The organism is Rhodococcus sp. KBS0724, assembly GCF_005938745.2.
In the GTDB taxonomy this organism is placed as follows: Bacteria; Actinomycetota; Actinomycetes; order Mycobacteriales; family Mycobacteriaceae; genus Rhodococcus_F.
Genome location: NZ_VCBX02000001.1, coordinates 1696573 through 1715267, shown reverse-complemented (window position 1 = coordinate 1715267; position 18695 = coordinate 1696573). Strand labels below are relative to the sequence as shown.

Below are 18695 nucleotides of genomic sequence, written 5' to 3'. Positions count from 1 at the left end.
TCCGGGTCGGACGAATAGGCCCGGGAATCTAGGGGACGATCGGCTCGGCCTGGCCGGCGTTGCGCGCCAGGGTCGTGAAGTCCTCGGCCGGCGCGGCACCGGTAATGAGGAGACGAACTCCGTCTACGTCGGTCACCCAGATTGATTCGACGCCCTCGCCGCCGAAGACGTTCCAGGTGTGGCCGTCGATGTCTTCGACACCCGTCGCAAAACGCTGACCGCCGGCGACGTAGGACACCAGAGGAAATTCTTCGGCGTTGCTCTGCGTCAGCTGAATGTAGCTGCCGTTCGAGGTGATGAATCCCACAGTGCTGGAATCGCCGCCACCGTCGCCGGTGATCACTTTCCGGCTACCCGAGTTCGGGGTCCAGCCCTCGGGAACTTCAGGTTTGCGGATCGGGAAGCCCAACTCTTTGGCGTCGTAGTTCAGCGCTGCGTCGATGTCGACGCTCGGGATCGGTCCCTGAGTGGGGCCTCCCGGGCTGAACGTGCACTGGCTGGCGATGCCCGCGATGATGATGCAGAACAGCACCAGCGGTACGAGAGACCAGACCATGTCTTTGTTGTCTTCGAGAATGCGGGGTTTCTTCGATGCCACACTCCCAGTATCCAGGTACCGGCCGCTTGTAACGATTCCCGGTACCCCTAAGCGTGACAAATCACCACGGCCCTGACCCAGCAGCGCACACAGTGGCTCCCATCTGGGACAATCACGCCTGAAGAAACCACTTGCGTCGACACACCCCGTCGACCGCGACCGCGCCAGGAGGCACCGCACATGACGGCCAGCAGCATTCATCGTGAGACCCCGGACCGTAACCTCGCTCTCGAATTGGTCCGAGTCACCGAAGCCGGCGCGATGGCTGCAGGTCGCTGGGTTGGACGCGGCGACAAGGAAGGCGGCGACGGTGCTGCCGTCGACGCGATGCGTCAGCTTGTTTCTTCGGTGTCCATGCGCGGCATCGTTGTCATCGGCGAGGGCGAGAAGGACGAAGCGCCGATGCTGTTCAACGGCGAAGAGGTCGGCAACGGCGACGGCCCGGACTGCGACTTTGCTGTCGACCCGGTTGACGGAACCACGCTGATGTCCAAGGGCATGCCCAACGCCATCTCGGTGTTGGCTGTGGCCGAGCGCGGCGCGATGTTCGATCCGTCTGCTGTGTTCTACATGGAGAAGATCGCTGTCGGACCGGACGCTGCGGATGTCATCGACATCAGCGCCCCGATTGCCGAGAACATCAAGCGCGTCGCGAAGGTCAAGAAGGCGTCGGTCTCCGACATCACGATCTGCATCCTGGACCGTCCGCGCCACAACCAGCTGATCCAGGACGTTCGCGACACGGGCGCTCGTATCCGTCTGATTTCCGACGGTGACGTTGCCGGCGCTATCGCCGCTGCGCGTCCGGAGTCCGGCACGGACATGCTGGTCGGCATCGGCGGCACGCCCGAGGGCATCATCGCCGCTGCGGCCATGCGCTGCATGGGTGGATCGTTGCAGGGCAAGCTGGCTCCCACCGACGACGAAGAGCGTCAGAAGGCCATCGACGCCGGCCATGATCTCGATCGCATCCTGACCACCGAAGATCTGGTCTCGGGCGAGAACGTCTTCTTCTGCGCGACGGGCGTCACCGATGGTGATCTGCTGCGCGGTGTCCGCTACTACGGCGGCGGCGCCAGCACGCAGTCCATCGTGATGCGCAGCAAGTCCGGCACTGTCCGCATGATCGACGCGTACCACCGTCTCGAGAAGCTCCGCGAGTACAGCTCGGTGGACTTCGACGGCGAAGAGGGCGCAGTTCCCCCGACGTTCTGACGGCTTCGCCCTGTGCGTCGTTGTGTGGTTCGGCACTGCCACAACGACGCACAGGGTGCGTAGTCCCCTACAGGCCCTCCGAAAGTGGCACTGTGGACACATGACGGAAAGCAACGAGCAGCAGTTCCGAATCGAACACGACACCATGGGTGAAGTTCGGGTGCCCATCGACGCGTTGTGGCGAGCACAAACCCAACGCGCAGTCGAGAATTTCCCGATCAGCGGCCGCCCCCTCGAACGCACTCAGATTCGTGCGATGGGCCTTCTCAAAGCCGCGTGTGCGCAGGTCAACAAGGATCTTGGCCTTCTCGCCGCCGACAAAGCCGATGCCATCATCTCGGCCGCCAACGAGATTGCCGACGGCAAGCACGACGATCAGTTCCCCATCGATGTTTTTCAGACCGGCTCGGGCACCAGCTCCAACATGAACGCCAACGAGGTCATCGCGTCGATCGCGCAGGCCAACGACGTGGATGTGCATCCGAACGATGACGTCAACATGTCGCAGTCCTCCAACGACACATTCCCGACGGCCACGCATGTCGCAGCGACGGAAGCCGCCGTCACGGATCTTGTTCCGGCTCTGGAGCATCTACACGCAGCGCTCGCCGCGAAATCCGCCGAGTGGAAGTCCGTCGTCAAGTCCGGACGCACCCACCTGATGGATGCGGTTCCGGTGACCCTCGGTCAGGAGTTCGGCGGTTACGCACGCCAGATCGAGGCCGGCATCGAACGAATCAAGGCAACACTCCCCCGGCTCGGCGAACTGCCGATCGGCGGCACCGCGGTGGGTACCGGACTCAATGCACCGGACGGATTCGGGCCCAAAGTTGTTGCGGAGCTGGTCAAGTCGACGGGGGTCGACGCGCTGGTTCCGGCAAAGAACAGCTTCGAGGCGCAGGCTGCCCGTGACGGTCTGGTGGAAGCGTCGGGCGCCCTGCGCACCATCGCGGTCTCGCTGACGAAGATTGCCAACGACATTCGCTGGATGGGCTCGGGACCGTTGACCGGTCTCGGCGAGATAGCGCTCCCGGATTTGCAGCCAGGCAGCTCGATCATGCCAGGCAAGGTCAATCCCGTTCTTCCGGAGGCTGTTACGCAGGTAGCTGCGCAGGTTATCGGAAATGACGCGGCCATCGCGTGGGGCGGCGCTGCCGGCGCGTTCGAACTCAACGTCTACATCCCGATGATGGCACGCAACCTGCTCGAGTCATTCACGTTGCTGGCCAATGTTTCCCGGTTGTTCGCGGACAAGTGCGTCAGCGGACTGGTGGCGCACGAGGAGCACCTCAAGACCCTCGCCGAATCTTCGCCGTCGATCGTGACGCCGCTCAACTCGGCGATCGGGTACGAGGAGGCCGCGTCGGTTGCAAAGCAGGCTCTGAAGGAGAAGAAGACGATTCGGCAGGTTGTTGTCGAGCGCGGACTCGTTCCGGACAAGCTCAGCGAAGCCGAACTCGACAAGCGTCTCGACGTACTGGCGATGGCGAAGGTCAAGGACTAATTCACTGCCCGAGCGGCGGTTCCGTATTCGGGAACCGCCGCTCGCGCAAGTCACGTCAATCCGCGACAGCACGCCACTCGTCGGTGCGCTCCGGTGTTGCCTGAGCAAGTGCCTTCAACGTAGCGTCCCGATCAAAGTCCTTGCCGTAGACAGGGGTTCCCGGCTGCTGGCGCCAGGAGTCTTCGATGGTGCCCGCGTCGACGGGGTCGAAGCCGAGTTGATTGATCAGGTCGAAGACAACCTGCTTCTTCAGCTCGTCGTCACCGGCGATCGGGAGCGCGATTCGGCCGCTCGTGCCTTCCGGTAGGCCCTTCTCGAGAAGGTGCTTCCACCAGATTCCGTTGAATGCCTTGAAGACCGGAACGCCGAGGTGCTCTTGCACCCAATCGCTTTCAGTCTGACCGTCTTCGATTGCGGCGATCAAACCGTCTCGCTGCTGCGGGTAGTAGTTGTTGGTCTCGATCACCGGAGCGCCGTCGGCCGCGCCCGCGAGGATGCCGGCGGGAAGGTCCACGACGTTCTTCTGCGGGATGCTCACGATCACCAGGTCGGCACCTTCGGCGGCTTCGGTATTCAGTACCGCCTTTGCACCGGTTTCCGCCTCGAGTTCTGCAAGCGTTTCCGGTGTGCGAGAGTTCGAGACGCGCACGTCGTGACCGAGCGCAGTCAGCCTGCGTGTGAGCGTTCCACCGATCTGACCGGCTCCGATGATTCCGATGCGCATGATCCTGCTCCTTCGTTGCGTGCACTGGCGATTCCACCACTGCTGCACTCGTCAACGACGGCAACACATCCGGGCATTCCGTACCGGCCATTTCAACTCCGGTTGATTCCATTGCTTGACAAGTCTGCACCCGCAGCCGTGAGAGTAATCCGGTCCGCCGGCCCACTGTCTCGATCTCGGTCAACTCAATCTCTATATCGCACGATATAACCACTGATCGCGGAGATTTACCACTAAGAACATCAGCTACTGCACACTACCTGCATGCAACACTTGACTGTATCTACGAGTTACATCTAGTCTCAGGTTCGTTCCTATACCGATCGACATACCGGGAGGCAGAGATGAACCCACCTCAAGACGCCTCATCCTCATGACCAGCCCACAAACGCGGTGTCCGATCGCCGCAGCGCGCCGCAAGTGGGGCGCACCGAAGGAATCGAGCAGCGCCGCGATTGCATACGATGGCGGGATGGCCGACTCCGATTCCCGCACTCTGATGCTGGTCGGCGCCATCAACGCCTTCCGCGAACACGGGATCGCCACCACTTCACTCAGCGAGATCGTCGAACGGTCCGGAGCACCCCGCGGGTCGGTGTACCACTACTTCCCCGAGGGTAAGGGACAATTGGCCGGCGAAGCCGTCGCGTACTTCGGCCGGGGAGTCAGCGCAGCCATCAGTTCGATGATCGCGCAGTCTTCCCCACCGGAGATCATCGACGCGGTTGTCACCATTTTTCGAAACAGCTTGGTAGAGAGCGATTTCGCCTCCTCCTGTCCGGTTGCAGCCGCGGCGGTGGAGGGCGCGTCGACGCCGGCGGCACTGGTTGCCGCGGGAGAATCCTTCACCTCGTGGGAATCGCTTCTCACGTCGTTCTTCTGGCAGCAGGGACACCCGTCCGAGACTGCAGCACAGTGTGCAACCGTCGTCATCGCGTCGATCGAAGGCGCGACCCTGATGGCAAAAGCTCAGCACACCACCGCGCCTCTCGATCGCATCGGCGCTCACCTCAAGGCTCTGGTCTCAGCCCCGAGCTGACCGACCCCTCTACTTCCAATCGCTGCTGCCGTTCGCGCAGGAGCAGAGATGGCGTACAAACATGTCTCATACACTTGCACCGGCGCTCTCGGCGCCCATGATGACAAAATCCCGCCGATTCACCGCACTGATCTTCATCTGCCTCGCCGAACTCCTTGTCGTGCTGGACAACACGGTGGTCAACGTCGCGCTGCCGACGATGAGCGTCGACCTGTTCGCCGGCGTCAGCGACCTGCAATGGATCGTCGACGCGTACACGTTGACCTTCGCCGGGTTCCTACTCACTTTCGGCCACCTGGGTGACCGCTTCGGACGCCGCCGAGTGATGATTATCGGCTTGATCGGCGTCGGTGCGATGTCGCTCGTCGGCGCCTTGGCTTCCAACCTCGAACAGGTAATCATGGCGCGAGCCGCTATGGGTGTCTTTGCCGCAGCGGTCTTTCCGGCTACTTTGGCCATGATCACGAACATCTTCACCGACGCCAAAGAACGAGCGATTGCCATCGCGGCCTGGACCGCAATGGCCGGCTTTGCGATTGCCATCGGACCGACGGCAGGCGGTTGGCTGCTCGAGCACTTCTCCTGGCACTCGGTGTTCTGGATGAACGTTCCAGCCGCTTTGTTGGTCATCGTCGGCGTGCTGCTGGTTGTTCCGGAGTCGAAGGCGTTCCACGTCGGCCGATTCGACTTCGTCGGAACAATTCTCTCGCTTCTCGGCATCGTCATTCTGGTGTGGACCATCATCGACGCGCCGCATCGCGGATGGGTATCGACGTTGAGCATCACGGGATACCTTTCTGCGACAGTGCTGTTGGCCGCTTTCGTAGTGTGGGAACTGCGTACCGATTCACCGATCCTCAATATGAATCTCTTCCGGATCCGGCGTTTTTCGTTCCCCGCCTTGGCCATTGCCGTCAGCTACTTCAGCATGTTCGGATTCTTGTTCTTGATCACGCAGTACTTCCAGGGAGTTCGCGAGTATTCCCCGCTTGAATTCGGCATCCACTCTTTGCCTTTCGCTGCCGCCGTTGCCGTCGGCGCACCAGTCGCCACCTTGGCGGCACAGAAACTCGGTACGACCGCAGTGATGGTGTTCGGCCTCCTCGTCCTCAGCGGCGGAATGTTCCTGGCAGGCCAGACGACCGTCGACACCCCCTATCTCGGGCCCGTCGTAATCTCGATGGTGCTCATGGGCCTCGGCCTCGCGATCGTCCAGGGCCCCGCGACCGACTCCATCATGTCTTCGGTTCCTCTCGACGAAGCCGGCGCCGGCTCGGCCGTCAACGACACCACTCGTGAACTGGGTGGAACCCTGGGCGTCGCAGTGATCGGTTCGATCGTTGCCTCGTATTACACATCCAAGGTGGCCCCGATAGTCGACGCAATCCCCGACGCCGTGATGTCCGCCCAGGAGAAGGGCTTCGCACGCGAGTCTGTGCTCAGCGTCATCGAGATTCGCTCCCGCGACATCAGCCCGCTCTTCGAGCAGCAGAAGGAAAGTCTGATCCTCACGATGAAGACCGCGTGCCTGGACGGATTCGCCATCGCGTCGTACTTCACGGTTGGCGCGGCGTTGGTCACTGCCCTGCTGGTGGCGTTGTTCCTCCCCTGGAAACCCACCACCGACGGATCGATCCTGAGCAGTTTGGCGCCCAAGACACCAAAATAGAGTTTCCGATTTGTCCTGATACCCAGACCGGATTCCCCGATACTGGACTGACGGCGGTACCGACGACAGCCCCATGAGGGAGATCTGCGTGTCCATCACCGGTAGAAGCGGCTCACGACTGTCCGCTGCGACGGTTTCTGTCGCACTGACGGTTACCTTGCTCGCGGGGTGCGCGTCGGACAACTCGCCGAACGAGCCGGCGCCTGGCCCACAGATCAACGATACGAATCCCGGTCTCGATGTCGGCGTCCCGATCCCCGACGGTCAGATCGACTCAGCCGTCGGAAAACTCGATGGCTTGGCACAGGAACTCATGGAGAGTTCCGGCGTACCCGGCATGGCAATCGCCGTCGTCCATGGCGGCAAGACCGTGTACGCCAAGGGCTTTGGCATCCGAGAGCAAGGCAAGGACGCTCCCGTCGACGCCGATACCGTCTTCCAGCTCGCATCACTGTCCAAGCCGGTCGGTGCTACGGTTGTCGCCCACGAGGTGGGTGTCGGAACGGTCGAGTGGGACACGCTCGTGAAGTCCGAACTGCCGAACTTCGCGTTGAGTGATCCGTGGGTGACGGATCACCTGATGATTTCCGATCTCTACGCGCACAGATCCGGGCTGCCCGACCATGCCGGTGACGCGCTCGAGGATATCGGTTACGACCGGGCGCAAATACTCGACAAGCTTCGCCAACTCCCCCTCGAACCGTTCCGGGTCACCTACGAATACACGAACTTCGGAGTCACCGTGGGTGCCGAGGCTGTCGCGGCCGCGGCCGGTACAAGCTGGGAATCGCTGTCCCAGAACACCATCTACGGACCGCTGGGGATGACATCGACGTCGTCGAGCTTTGCCGACTATCAAGCTCGCGCGAACCGCGCCGTCGGCCACCAATTGCATGACGGTGAATACACGGCCGGCGTCGTACGCCAGCCGGATGCTCAATCGCCCGCTGGGGGCGTGACGTCGTCGGTGAACGATATGGCGAAGTGGATGGACATGGTCCTCGGCGGCGGTGAGTCGGGCGGCAAGCAGGTCGTCGAAACGGAAGCCTTGGTTCCGGCGGTCAGCCCGGAGATCGTCTCTCGTCATCCCGCTGAACTCGGTGAGCGCGCAGGCTTCTACGGTTTCGGCTTCAACGTGTCCGACAGTTCGACCGGACGCGTCACCCTCGGACACTCCGGAGCGTTCATTCTCGGTGCTGCCACCCACATGCTGATGATTCCGTCGGCGGATGTCGGGATCATCGCCCTGACCAACGGCAGCCCTACCGGAGTTCCCGAGACGCTGACGGCCGAATTTGCGGACCTCGTTCAATTCGGCGAGATCACTCGCGACTGGCGCACACCGTACAAGGCGATGCTCTCCGCGCAGCTGGAACCAGAAGGCGAGCTGGCCGGTCAGAGCCCACCCGCCAATCCGGCACCGTCTGCGCCCCTCGAGGCGCTGGCAGGGACCTACGACAATCCGTACTGGGGCGGCGCGGAAGTCACCGAGCTCAACGGCGGGCTGACATTGACCATGGGACCAGCGCGGACCACATATCCGTTGACCCACTGGGACGGCAACACCTTCACCTTTGCCCTTGCCACCGAGAACGCACCGATCGGAACCATTTCTCGAGCCATTTTCGACGGAAACTCGCTAACCTTGGAATACTTCGACAGCGACGGTTTTGGCACATTTGTCAGAGCACCGCGATGAACAGGGGATCGAGATGAACACTGATTCGGTCACGACAGTTCGAAAGATGTTCCGCGCCCTCACCGATTTCGATGTGGATGGCGCAGCCGAGTTGATGACCGAGGACATCATCTGGCAGAACGTCTCACTACCGACGCTGCGCGGGAGAAAGACCGTGGTCCGAGCGCTTCGGATGGTCACGAAGCCGTCGCTCAAGTTCGAGGCCGACATGCACCACATCGTCGGCGACGAGTTCACCGTCCTCACCGAACGCACCGACATCCTGACCGTCGGGCCACTGCGCATCGAGTTCTGGGTGTGTGGAACCTTCGAATTACGCGACGGCAAGATCGCCGTATGGCGGGACTACTTCTCGCTGCGCGACGTTGCGTGGGGTGTGGTGACCGCAATCGGGCAGGCAGTGTTGGGCCTGGGCTCTCGCAGTAGGCTGGCTCCGGCCTGACAACACCTGCCGGAAGAGAGCAATCGCCCGATGACCGAAAACAACACATCCGATTCCTTCGACGCCGGACTGGCCGTGCGGACAGAAGTCATGGGCGCCGATTTTGTCGACGCAGCGTTCGAGCGCACGCGAGGAACCGACGGCGAAGAATTGCAGAACTTCGTGACGGCCAACGTCTGGGGATCGGTCTGGACGCGTCCCGGTCTCGATCGACGCAGCCGCAGCCTGATCAATCTGGGAATGCTGATCGCCCTGCGCGCGGAGAACGAACTGAAAGGCCACGTCCGCGGCGCGTTGCGAAATGGCTTGACGCGCACCGAGATCGTCGAAACCGTGATACATGCCAGCGCGTACTGCGGCGCCCCGGCCGGACTCGCCGCGATGCGCGTGGTCCAGGAAGTCCTCAACGCAGAATTGGGACCGCTGGAGAACTGAGCTTCTCCCCGCGCGGCACGAGTGCCGCACGGGGAGAACAATTCTCAGGGAGTCGGTCCGAACTCCTCCAACATTTCGGTAACCAATTCGGCGATCGGCGAACGCTCGCTTCGCGTGAGCGTGATGTGCGCGAACAGTGGATGCCCCTTGAGCTTTTCGATCACGGCGGCCACACCGTCGTGGCGGCCCACTCGCAGGTTGTCGCGCTGCGCAACATCGTGCGTCAACACCACTCGAGATCCGGTTCCGAGTCGAGAAAGCACCGTCAGCAACACATTTCGTTCGAGGGACTGCGCCTCGTCGACGATCACGAACGAATCGTGCAACGAACGTCCACGAATATGTGTGAGCGGCAATACTTCCAGCATCCCTCTGGCCTGCACTTCTTCGAGAACTTCCGGTGACGCCAATCCGTCGAGCGTGTCGAAGACTGCCTGAGCCCACGGGCCCATCTTCTCACTCTCACTGCCCGGGAGATATCCAAGCTCCTGTCCGCCAACGGCATACAGTGGCCGGAACACTACAACCTTGCGTTGACTTCGACGCTCCAGCACCGCTTCGAGCCCCGCGGTCAACGCCAGCGCCGACTTTCCGGTGCCCGCTTTGCCGCCGAGAGAAACGATTCCGATACTTTCGTCCATCAACAACTCCAGTGCGATCCGCTGCTCGGCACTGCGGCCGTGCAGACCGAATGCTTCGCGCTCGCCGCGAACAAGCTGAATCCGCTTGTCGGGTGTCACCCTCCCCAAGGCACTCGACGAACCGCCGAGCAACCGAACCCCGGTGTGACAGGGAAGGTCTCGCCCCTCCTCGAGATCGAGGAAGCCCTCGGAGAACAGCTCGTCGATATCCGTCGACGCGACATCACACTCAGTCATGCCGGTCCACCCGGAGGGCACGACGTCATGAGCATGGTATTCGTCAGCGGGCAGGCCAACGGCTCCCGCTTTGACTCGCAGCGGAGTGTCCTTGCTGACAAGAACTACATCCCTGCCCTCGGCTGCAAGATTGAGCGCGCAGGCAAGAATTCTCGAATCGTTACTGTCCGTGCGGAATCCGACTGGAAGGACCGCAGGGTCGGTGTGATTGAGTTCTACCTGCAGCGTGCCGTTCTCAGTTCCGATCGGTACCGGCCGGTCGAGGCGACCGAACTCGATACGCAGATCGTCGAGCATGCGGAGTGCTTCTCGGGCAAACCATCCCAGTTCGGGATGATGCCTTTTACCTTCGAGTTCACTGACCACGATCAAGGGAAGGATCACGTTGTGCTCGGCGAATCTTGTGACAGCCCACGGATCGGACAGTAAGACCGAAGTATCCAGGACGTACGTGCGAAGTGCATCTACCGAATGACTCCCGGCTGATTTGCCGGCTGAAATACTGCCCGGAACCGAGTGGGCAGAAACGGAGCGTGATGCAGTCACGGTGGGCTCCTAGGTCTGCGCTACGCCGCACAAACTCGTTCTCGCTGGACCGGTCGGCTCTGGTGTCAGGTGACGCTGTGTCAGCTGAAACAAGGGCCGGGCGCCGGCCCCCTCGAACTGAGTTTTTCAGTCACGATCAGAACCTCCCGCACAAGTAACTTCTGCGCTACTCGATACTGCCGACGGTACTGTGCTTCGGTCCATCCCGCCACGAAATCGGACGCACAATGCGTGAACGCCAGGTTACAAAATGCCACTCGTGTCATTTACGACCCCAGAGGTACTTTTTCGACGCCGCCAACAGCGTCGACTCGTGCGCTCAGAAAACCTCGGCATCAAGCGCGGACTCGGTCAGCGCCCGGCCGATCGCGATCATCTCGGTGGCTCGCGCAAAGTCGAGACTCCGTGCCGATTTGCGGGGCACCTGGATAAGGATGTCCGGCGGATACACGGCGAGCTGGTACCTGGCCAGCGCAGACTGCACAACCTCGAGTGATCGCCCCATGATCTCCAAGCGCCCGATCTTCGGAGCAATGTCAGGGCCCGCCTCGTCCAGGCTCACCTCGTCCAAACCGATGCCCGTCGAGTGCCCACCGAATCGAGACACCACGGACTTCACCGTCTCGCGGTCGAGAAACTGCGCGGTGCCCCGTTTGAATCGGCCCACCCACTCGTCGACGGGACGTGGTTCCGTTCCCACTCGGGCGGGCGTTCGACTTTCTCGTGCCTCCGCACCCAAGCTGACACCGATCGTCAGGTCTGCGCGAATCGACAGCGTCGGCGCGACGGGAAGCGGATCGAGGATGCCGCCGTCCACCAGCACCCGGCCGTTCAGAACCAGTGGTGTGATGACGCCGGGGATCGCAATAGAGGCACGGATCGCTGCGTCGACGGGCCCGTGCTGAAACCACACCGACCTACCCGCGGCCAGATCGGTGGCAACGGCGGTGAAGGGGATGCGCATGTCCTCGATATGCGTCTCACCCAGGATCTCTCGTACCCGCCCCAGCACCTTCTCCGCGTGGATAGCCCCTGGCGCCGACATGGATACGTCGAGCAATCGAACAACGTCGCGAGCCTTCAGCGTCATGGCCCACTCGGTGAATTCATCGAGCTTTCCGGCTGCATACAACCCACCGATCAACGCGCCCATCGACGAACCTGCCACCCCGACTATCGAGTAGCCACGCTCCTCGAGCACTTGGATGACACCGATGTGCGCGTAGCCGCGGGCGCCACCGGAACCGAGTGCCAATGCAACTGTCCGAGACTGCGCCATCCGACCATCGTAGGCGCCGCAGGAACGCCGACAGCCCGGCACCGCAACGGGTACCGGGCCGTCAGTGAAGGAATGCTTAGACGTTCTTGCTGAGCAGGCCCCAGTCCTCGAGTCCGTCGTACAACGGAACGTCGAGAGCGAGCTTGGCGACGCGGGCGCGCAGGGCAACCAGATCGGCATTGCCGGCCAGGGCGGTACCGATGATGTCGGCGACCTCGGTGAACTCGGCGTCGCCGAATCCGCGGGTGGCCAGGGCTGCGGTACCGATACGCAGACCGGAGGTGGTCATCGGCGGGCGCGGGTCGAACGGAACTGCGTTGCGGTTGACGGTGATGCCGACCTCGTGCAGAAGATCCTCACCCTGCTGGCCGTCGAGCTTCGAGTTGCGCAGGTCCACGAGAACGAGGTGGACGTCGGTGCCGCCGGTCAGAACGCTGATGCCCTGATCTGCGACGTCCTTGTTGCCCAGACGCTCGGCGAGGATGCGTGCACCGGAGAGGGTGCGTGCCTGACGGTCCTTGAACTCTTCACCGGCAGCGATCTTGAAGGTGACGGCCTTGGCTGCGATGGCGTGCATGAGCGGTCCACCCTGCTGGCCGGGGAAGACAGCGGAGTTGAGCTTCTTGGCCCATTCCTTCTTCGCCAGGATCAGACCGGAGCGCGGGCCACCGAGGGTCTTGTGGACGGTCGAGGACACGACGTCTGCGTACGGAACGGGCGACGGATGCAGACCAGCGGCAACCAGACCGGCGAAGTGCGCCATGTCGACCCACAGGTACGCACCGACCTCGTCGGCGATGGCGCGGAAGGCAGCGAAGTCCTGCTGACGCGGGTAGGCGGACCAACCGGCGACGATGACCTTCGGCTTCTCGGCGAGGGCGATGGAACGCACCTCGTCCATGTCGATGCGATGATCTTCCTTGCTGACGCCGTAGGACGCGACGTCGTACAACTTGCCCGAGAAGTTGAGCTTCATGCCGTGCGTGAGGTGACCGCCGTGAGCGAGGTCGAGGCCGAGCAGCTTCTCACCCGGGTTCATCAGTGCCATCAGAACGGCTGCGTTTGCCTGTGCGCCGGAGTGCGGCTGCACGTTGGCGAACTCGGCGCCGAACAGTTCCTTGGCGCGGTTACGCGCGAGGTCCTCGATGATGTCGACGTTCTCGCAGCCGCCGTAGTAACGGCGTCCCGGGTATCCCTCGGCATACTTGTTGGTCAGGACGCTGCCCTGAGCCTGCAGAACCGAGCGTGGGACGAAGTTCTCCGACGCGATCATCTCGAGAGTGTCGCGCTGACGAGCCAATTCACCCGCCATCGCTTCGGCGACCTCGGGGTCGAGTTCGGCGAGTGGTGCAGAGTTGACGTCGGAGCCAGGCACAGCGGTCATCGAGGAATCTCCAAGGTGGATGCGGAATCGAATGCGTCCAGTCTACGAAGTTCGCTCCCGCCATCTCCACCCGGTGCCGAACGCAGTGAGCTCGGTACAAGCGGTTCGTCCAGCAGACGCCGGAATCGGTCGGTGCGGTCGGACGGCGTTGCAGCCTGATCGAGCCACCCGCCGAGCAACCGATATCCCTCGACGTAGGTGCTGGTGTATGCCCGCCAGAGCGGCGAGGACAGGAATCGTAGCGACTGCCGCGCCCGCTCCGGTGTCGACAGTGACCACCGTTCGAGGAATCCGGCAACGTCGTCGTGGCTGCGTCCCTCGTCGTGCAGCATCAGCGCGGCATCTTGCCGGACGCTGATCAACTGACCGGACGCCGCCGACAGCCGCTGCGCCTTCTCGCCGTCGAACGCCAGCCCCAGATCGGCGTAGATCTCCTGCGCCCACAGGCCCCAGTCGCGGCCGACTATCGCTTCGAGCGCGAGATCCGCCAGGCCTTCCGCCATGAGGCACTGCGGCGTGTTCACCAGGAAGAGCGTCTGCTCGAGCTGCCCGGCGCCCACCAATCCGGCTTCCTTACGGCAGTGCTCGGTGTGATGACCGGGATACGACTCGTGAGCAATCAGTCTCGGCAGGTTGGCCATGAACTGCGGAAGATCGGAATTGATCGCCACTTTGGAGCGATAGTCACCGAGGTAATAGTTGAACCCGGACCACGGCTTGTCGCCCACCACTTCGTATTCGACGGTTTCCGAAGCAGGCAACGGGAACGTGCCGCGCACCAGATCACGCAGGGCGCTTGACATCGCGTCGACGCACTCGGCCAGTTTGGCAGCGGGAATCTCGTCGTCCTTGCGATGCGCTTGCACGCGCTCCGCCAGCGTTCCCGGGCCAGGTAGCACTTCACCCATCAGGCGATGCGCATCGGCGTATTCATCTTCGTTTCCCTTGGAAATCCGGACGTCGAAGTAGGCCTCGACCTCGTCGACAAACCCGATTTCCTCGCCGGCGAACTTGCGTCCGGAGCATTCGAGAGCACGGAGATGCACGTCGATGAAGTGAGCCCGCTCGGCGTTCAGACCACTTGCCGGTAATTCGGCACGGAGTTCGCGAGCGGTGCGGGCGAGTACGAGCGGGTCCGGCTTCGGTGCATTCTCTACGTGCCGACGCAGAGCGGGATCGCCGGTGAACGCGTCGACAAACCCTTCCTCGAGTCGATCGAAACCTAGTCCCAGCAGCAGATATCGGCGAACGAGCGAGTCTGGATCCATAAGGCACAAGCCTAGCGCCCGCGCCCGGAATGCGACCCGACGACAACTCCTTACGTGGCACCAAGCACAATTCGGATATGCACTTGGATCGTGCGCACTCGCGCCTGGCTTGCTCGCACGCTTCGCCCGTACCCACGGCATCGCAGTTCCTCGGCGCCGGTGAGCTGGGCTGATGGCACGCGCCGGCGAATCCAGCCCGTATGTCGAGTTCGATCGCAAGCAGTGGCGCACACTGCGTAAGTCGACTCCCCTGGTCCTGACGGAGGACGAACTGTACGGCCTCCGTGGCCTCGGTGAGCAGATCGACCTCGAGGAAGTTGCCGAGGTCTATCTCCCGCTGGCTCGACTTATCCACCTGCAGGTTGCAGCACGCCAGCGCCTGTTTGCCGCTACCGCGACGTTCCTCGGTGAGAAACATCCCGATCGACAAGTTCCCTTCGTAATCGGCGTGGCCGGTTCGGTGGCTGTCGGTAAATCCACGACCGCCCGTGTGCTGCAAGCACTCCTGGCTCGCTGGGACCACCACCCCCGCGTCGATCTCGTGACGACCGACGGCTTCCTGTACTCCACCAAGGAACTGGACCGTCGGGGCATCATGCACCGCAAGGGTTTTCCCGAAAGCTACGATCGCCGCAAGCTCCTGCGATTCGTGACCGAAGTGAAGTCGGGTGCCGAAGAGGTAGCGGCACCGGTCTATTCACATACTTTGTACGACGTCATCCCCGGTCAGTTCCACCTGATCCGCCAGCCGGATATCCTCATCATCGAGGGCCTCAACGTGCTGCAGACGGGGCCCCGTCTGATGGTCTCGGATCTGTTCGACTTCTCGATTTACGTCGACGCCCGGATCGAGGACATCGAAGCCTGGTACATCGAACGATTCCTGGCGCTACGGAAGACGGCGTTTGCCGACCCGAGCGCTCATTTTCACCACTACTCGGGATTGTCGGACCGTGACGCGACCAGTGCGGCCAAGGACATCTGGAATTCGATCAACCTTCCGAACCTGGTGGAGAACATCCTCCCCACCCGTCCGCGAGCAACGCTGGTGTTGCGCAAGGATTCCGATCACACGATCAATCGACTTCGCCTGCGCAAGCTCTGATACTGCTCAGACACCAAACCTGCGGTGCCTGGCGGCGTAGTCACGCAGTGCGCGGAGGAAGTCGACCCGGCGGAACTCGGGCCAATACGCCTCGGTGAACCAAATCTCCGAATAGGCGCTCTGCCACAACAGGAATCCAGAGAGTCGCTGCTCCCCCGACGTGCGGATCACCAGGTCGGGATCGGGCTGACCCGACGTGTAGAGGTGGCTGTCGATGCCGTCGACGGTGATCGCCTGAACCAGGTCGTCGCCGCTGAGTCCCTCGCTGAGCTTCTCACTCAACAGCGACTGGACCGCGTCGGCGATCTCCTGGCGACCGCCGTATCCGATCGCGATGTTGACGTGAGTGCCGGTGCGGCCGTCGGTTCCGTCCGCAGCCTGACGAAGGCGCCGTGACTGTTCGGCCGGGAGCAGATCCAGAGCGCCGACGATCTGCACGCTCCAGTTCTTACTCGGCCCGGAAATTTCCTCGACCACATCCGTGATGATTTCGAGGAGAGTGTCCAACTCCTCGGGGTCGCGGCGCAGATTCTCGGTGGAAAGTAGATAGATCGTGGCCATCTCGATTCCGGCGGCATCGCACCAGTCGAGTAGCTCGGAAATCTTGAGTGCGCCCATCCGGTGCCCGTGACTGACGTCCGTGAAACCGTTCTCGCGCGCCCAGCGCCGATTGCCGTCACACATCACCGCGACATGCCTCGGATGGGTGAGTCCATCCAAATGCTTCAAGAGCCGTCGTTCGTAGATGCTGTACAGCAGTCCGCGCACCTTCACCGTGACATCACCATGGTGACAAAGACTACGCCGGGACCTTGGCCCCACCTGCGAGCGCCGTCACGCTTTACAAGCGCGTCGAAAAGCCGCAGGTAGGTTATGCTACTGACACGTAACCTACGGTGTCGTAGGTTCTGGTGGAGTTGCCGAGAGGAGACAACGGATGACAGCAATCGAGTTGGACGCACTTCCGGTCAAACCACGCATGCGCGGATGGATCCATCTGTGGGCACTCTGCGTCTCGGTCGTCGCGGGTATCGTTCTCGTCTCCGTGGCCGGCGCTCAAGTCGGCGCCAAGGCAGCCTTGGCCACCGCGATCTACAGCGTCACCATCTGCGGCCTCTTCGGCATCAGCGCGACCTACCACCGCATCCACTGGAAGACCGTCGACGCTCGCATCTGGATGAAGCGAGCCGACCATTCGATGATCTTCCTGTTCATCGCCGGCAGCTACACACCGTTTGCGATGCTGGGCTTGCCCAGTGAAACCGGCACTATCGTGCTTGCGGTCGTCTGGGCCGGAGCATTGGCCGGCGTCGCACTCAAGATGCTGTGGCCGACAGCCCCGAAATGGGTGGGCGTGCCGCTGTACCTAATTCTGGGATGGGCCATCGTGCCCGTCGTGGGCGAGCTGACCCATCAGGTAGGAGTGGCACCCATGGTGCTGCTCCTCATCGGCGGAATCCTCTACAGCGTCGGGGCAATTCTCTACGCCACCAAATGGCCGAACCCGTGGCCCACGACGTTCGGGCATCACGAGTTCTTCCACGCCGCAACGGTCGTCGCGGCTATCTGCCACTACATCGCCGTCTGGCTCGTCGTCTTCAACTGACGCGTCACGGTTCGGTCGGTCCACCGAACAGAACCGCCGAAACCAAGCAGTGAACTTTCCACACGTTCTCGGGTTCGGGATCAAATCCGAGCAGACGGCCGACATCGGGAACCACGTTCAGCGCGGCATGCACGATGAAGATGCTTTCGGGTTCCGTGAGTTCTGATCGGATCTCACGGAGCAACCGCGCCCACTCGGCCACGTAGAGCTTTTGCCGACTCTTCAAGTCATTTCGATGACTCGGCAGCAGATTGTGCATCTCGGAAAAGTAGATCGACATCAACTCGTGTTGCGCAAAAGACAAGTCGACGTACATCAGCGAAAGCGATGCCAGTGCCTCGGCCGGCGAATCCGACGCGTCCAGTACCGACACCGTAGCAACGTCCAAGCGGTCTGCGGCCCGGTAGAAGATGGCGGAGAGGAGATCGGCTTTGCTTGCGAAGTACCGGTACATGCCGGACGCATTCAAACCAGCCGCGGCAGCAATCTCTTCGATCTTGACGTCGTGGTAACCGTGGAAGTCGAAGAGCTGAACCGCTTCGTGCAGAAGACGTTCCCGCTTGTTGTCCCCCAGCGGCGCAAGCACCGAACGGCGGCTCAGTGGAGCGCCCTGGCGCCCGCAGGCAAATCTCGTCCGATCTATTGCCACACACGCGCTCAGCAGGATGCGTTCAATTGTCTTCTGCGGCAATACAAGGTTGTGTGCAGTGATACTTCCGATCGCACTGAACATCGCGGCCACCACAAGCTTTGTGTCGTGCTCACCGATCGGAGTCTCCGACGGTGACAAATGGTCACCCACACGGCGATTGAGCAGAATCGAATGTTCGCGAATCACCGCCCGATCCGAGGGTTCGAGGAACCTGCTCTCCCACCGGTAGATGCCGGCGGTCCGGCGATTACGTACGGTGGTTCGGATTACGGCCAGCACATCTCGCCGAAGCGGATCGGCGTCCGGCCCGTTGCTTTCCTCCGAATCGAGGGCCTCGGTAAGCGCTTCCATCAACGACAGCGCCGAATACTGAAACAGTGCATACTTCTTCGGAAAATGACGGTAGAGCGCCGAGGGCGAGATACCCACCGACGACGCGATGTCTTCGACACTGACACCGTGATAGCCGCGTTCACTGAAGGCAATCGCTGCCGCGGCCGCAATTTGAGCTTTACGGTCTTTCGGCCTCTTCTTCACTTCGGCCGCACGGCTCCGACCGACGGCCGGAGCAACCCTCAGGTCTCTTGTTGTCACTATCTCCGGCCTGCTTCCCTGTATTGAGAATATTCGTACACATCGTGCGCGCATCCAC

The 18695-nt window shown here is 62.0% G+C and carries 17 protein-coding genes; 9 read left to right on the top strand and 8 right to left on the bottom strand.

Annotated elements, in window-relative coordinates:
- Positions 1 to 28 precede the first annotated feature (28 nt).
- A complete protein-coding gene (locus FFI94_RS07985) occupies positions 29 to 598 on the bottom strand; it encodes a DUF4245 domain-containing protein (RefSeq protein ID WP_138872494.1) in 570 nt (189 codons plus the stop codon).
- 180 nt (positions 599 to 778) lie between these two features.
- Between FFI94_RS07985 and glpX the strand changes: the two genes are divergently transcribed.
- Positions 779 to 1813 (top strand): class II fructose-bisphosphatase, encoded by a 1035-nt coding sequence (glpX, locus tag FFI94_RS07980; RefSeq protein ID WP_033234502.1) that lies wholly within the window; start codon positions 779 to 781, stop codon positions 1811 to 1813.
- A 100-nt stretch (positions 1814 to 1913) separates the two neighbouring features.
- Positions 1914 to 3317 (top strand): class II fumarate hydratase, encoded by a 1404-nt coding sequence (locus tag FFI94_RS07975; protein ID WP_138872493.1) that lies wholly within the window; start codon positions 1914 to 1916, stop codon positions 3315 to 3317.
- Between the two features lie 55 nt (positions 3318 to 3372).
- Here the strand turns inward: FFI94_RS07975 and FFI94_RS07970 are convergent, their stop codons facing one another.
- Positions 3373 to 4089, bottom strand: coding sequence for an NADPH-dependent F420 reductase (locus FFI94_RS07970; protein ID WP_138872492.1), 717 nt, complete (start codon positions 4087 to 4089; stop codon positions 3373 to 3375).
- A 325-nt stretch (positions 4090 to 4414) separates the two neighbouring features.
- Here FFI94_RS07970 and FFI94_RS07965 point away from each other — a divergent pair, with 325 nt between their 5' ends.
- From FFI94_RS07965 to FFI94_RS07945, 5 genes are all read left to right on the top strand, one after another.
- Positions 4415 to 5080: a TetR/AcrR family transcriptional regulator gene (locus tag FFI94_RS07965; protein ID WP_260683942.1), complete on the top strand. Its 666-nt coding sequence runs from the start codon at positions 4415 to 4417 to the stop codon at positions 5078 to 5080.
- Positions 5081 to 5177: 97 nt separating this feature from the next.
- Entirely contained in the window at positions 5178 to 6749 is a 1572-nt protein-coding gene (locus FFI94_RS07960) for an MFS transporter (RefSeq protein ID WP_138873666.1), read from the top strand.
- Between the two features lie 88 nt (positions 6750 to 6837).
- A complete protein-coding gene (locus FFI94_RS07955) occupies positions 6838 to 8448 on the top strand; it encodes a serine hydrolase (RefSeq protein WP_138872491.1) in 1611 nt (536 codons plus the stop codon).
- A 13-nt stretch (positions 8449 to 8461) separates the two neighbouring features.
- Positions 8462 to 8890 (top strand): limonene-1,2-epoxide hydrolase family protein, encoded by a 429-nt coding sequence (locus FFI94_RS07950; RefSeq protein ID WP_138872490.1) that lies wholly within the window; start codon positions 8462 to 8464, stop codon positions 8888 to 8890.
- A gap of 30 nt (positions 8891 to 8920) precedes the next feature.
- Complete coding sequence (locus tag FFI94_RS07945) at positions 8921 to 9325, top strand: carboxymuconolactone decarboxylase family protein (protein WP_138872489.1); 405 nt, start codon at positions 8921 to 8923, stop codon at positions 9323 to 9325.
- Between the two features lie 44 nt (positions 9326 to 9369).
- On the opposite strand, the gene FFI94_RS07940 is transcribed toward FFI94_RS07945, so the two are convergent.
- The 4 genes from FFI94_RS07940 to FFI94_RS07925 all read right to left on the bottom strand — a co-directional run bounded on the left by FFI94_RS07940 (position 9370) and on the right by FFI94_RS07925 (position 14680).
- Positions 9370 to 10749 (bottom strand): PhoH family protein, encoded by a 1380-nt coding sequence (locus FFI94_RS07940; protein WP_185993156.1) that lies wholly within the window; start codon positions 10747 to 10749, stop codon positions 9370 to 9372.
- A gap of 319 nt (positions 10750 to 11068) precedes the next feature.
- Positions 11069 to 12028, bottom strand: a complete 960-nt coding sequence (locus FFI94_RS07935) for a patatin-like phospholipase family protein (protein WP_138872488.1) — start codon at positions 12026 to 12028, stop codon at positions 11069 to 11071.
- 76 nt (positions 12029 to 12104) lie between these two features.
- Positions 12105 to 13412, bottom strand: a complete 1308-nt coding sequence (glyA, locus tag FFI94_RS07930) for a serine hydroxymethyltransferase (protein WP_138872487.1) — start codon at positions 13410 to 13412, stop codon at positions 12105 to 12107.
- Positions 13409 to 14680: a DUF885 domain-containing protein gene (locus FFI94_RS07925; RefSeq protein ID WP_260683940.1), complete on the bottom strand. Its 1272-nt coding sequence runs from the start codon at positions 14678 to 14680 to the stop codon at positions 13409 to 13411. The genes glyA and FFI94_RS07925 overlap by 4 nt, the downstream gene beginning before the upstream one ends.
- A gap of 172 nt (positions 14681 to 14852) precedes the next feature.
- On the opposite strand from FFI94_RS07925, the gene coaA reads away from it, so the two are divergent.
- Entirely contained in the window at positions 14853 to 15785 is a 933-nt protein-coding gene (coaA, locus tag FFI94_RS07920) for a type I pantothenate kinase (protein WP_138872486.1), read from the top strand.
- Positions 15786 to 15791: 6 nt separating this feature from the next.
- On the opposite strand, the gene FFI94_RS07915 is transcribed toward coaA, so the two are convergent.
- Positions 15792 to 16559, bottom strand: a complete 768-nt coding sequence (locus tag FFI94_RS07915; protein WP_138872485.1) for an isoprenyl transferase — start codon at positions 16557 to 16559, stop codon at positions 15792 to 15794.
- 163 nt (positions 16560 to 16722) lie between these two features.
- Here FFI94_RS07915 and FFI94_RS07910 point away from each other — a divergent pair, with 163 nt between their 5' ends.
- Positions 16723 to 17391, top strand: coding sequence for a hemolysin III family protein (locus FFI94_RS07910; RefSeq protein ID WP_138872484.1), 669 nt, complete (start codon positions 16723 to 16725; stop codon positions 17389 to 17391).
- A gap of 4 nt (positions 17392 to 17395) precedes the next feature.
- On the opposite strand, the gene FFI94_RS07905 is transcribed toward FFI94_RS07910, so the two are convergent.
- A complete protein-coding gene (locus FFI94_RS07905; protein WP_260683939.1) occupies positions 17396 to 18637 on the bottom strand; it encodes a TetR/AcrR family transcriptional regulator in 1242 nt (413 codons plus the stop codon).
- Positions 18638 to 18695: the final 58 nt, after the last annotated feature.

Excerpts from the sequence above, each read along its gene's own strand:
- FFI94_RS07965 (WP_260683942.1), top strand. The coding sequence starts at position 4,415 with ATGACCAGCCCACAAACGCGGTGTCCGATCGCCGCAGCGCGCCGCAAG.
- FFI94_RS07925 (WP_260683940.1), bottom strand. The coding sequence starts at position 14,680 with ATGGATCCAGACTCGCTCGTTCGCCGATATCTGCTGCTGGGACTAGGT.
- FFI94_RS07975 (WP_138872493.1), top strand. The coding sequence starts at position 1,914 with ATGACGGAAAGCAACGAGCAGCAGTTCCGAATCGAACACGACACCATG.
- FFI94_RS07910 (WP_138872484.1), top strand. The coding sequence starts at position 16,723 with ATGACAGCAATCGAGTTGGACGCACTTCCGGTCAAACCACGCATGCGC.
- FFI94_RS07960 (WP_138873666.1), top strand. The coding sequence starts at position 5,178 with ATGATGACAAAATCCCGCCGATTCACCGCACTGATCTTCATCTGCCTC.
- FFI94_RS07950 (WP_138872490.1), top strand. The coding sequence starts at position 8,462 with ATGAACACTGATTCGGTCACGACAGTTCGAAAGATGTTCCGCGCCCTC.
- glyA (WP_138872487.1), bottom strand. The coding sequence starts at position 13,412 with ATGACCGCTGTGCCTGGCTCCGACGTCAACTCTGCACCACTCGCCGAA.
- FFI94_RS07935 (WP_138872488.1), bottom strand. The coding sequence starts at position 12,028 with ATGGCGCAGTCTCGGACAGTTGCATTGGCACTCGGTTCCGGTGGCGCC.
- coaA (WP_138872486.1), top strand. The coding sequence starts at position 14,853 with ATGGCACGCGCCGGCGAATCCAGCCCGTATGTCGAGTTCGATCGCAAG.
- FFI94_RS07945 (WP_138872489.1), top strand. The coding sequence starts at position 8,921 with ATGACCGAAAACAACACATCCGATTCCTTCGACGCCGGACTGGCCGTG.
- glpX (WP_033234502.1), top strand. The coding sequence starts at position 779 with ATGACGGCCAGCAGCATTCATCGTGAGACCCCGGACCGTAACCTCGCT.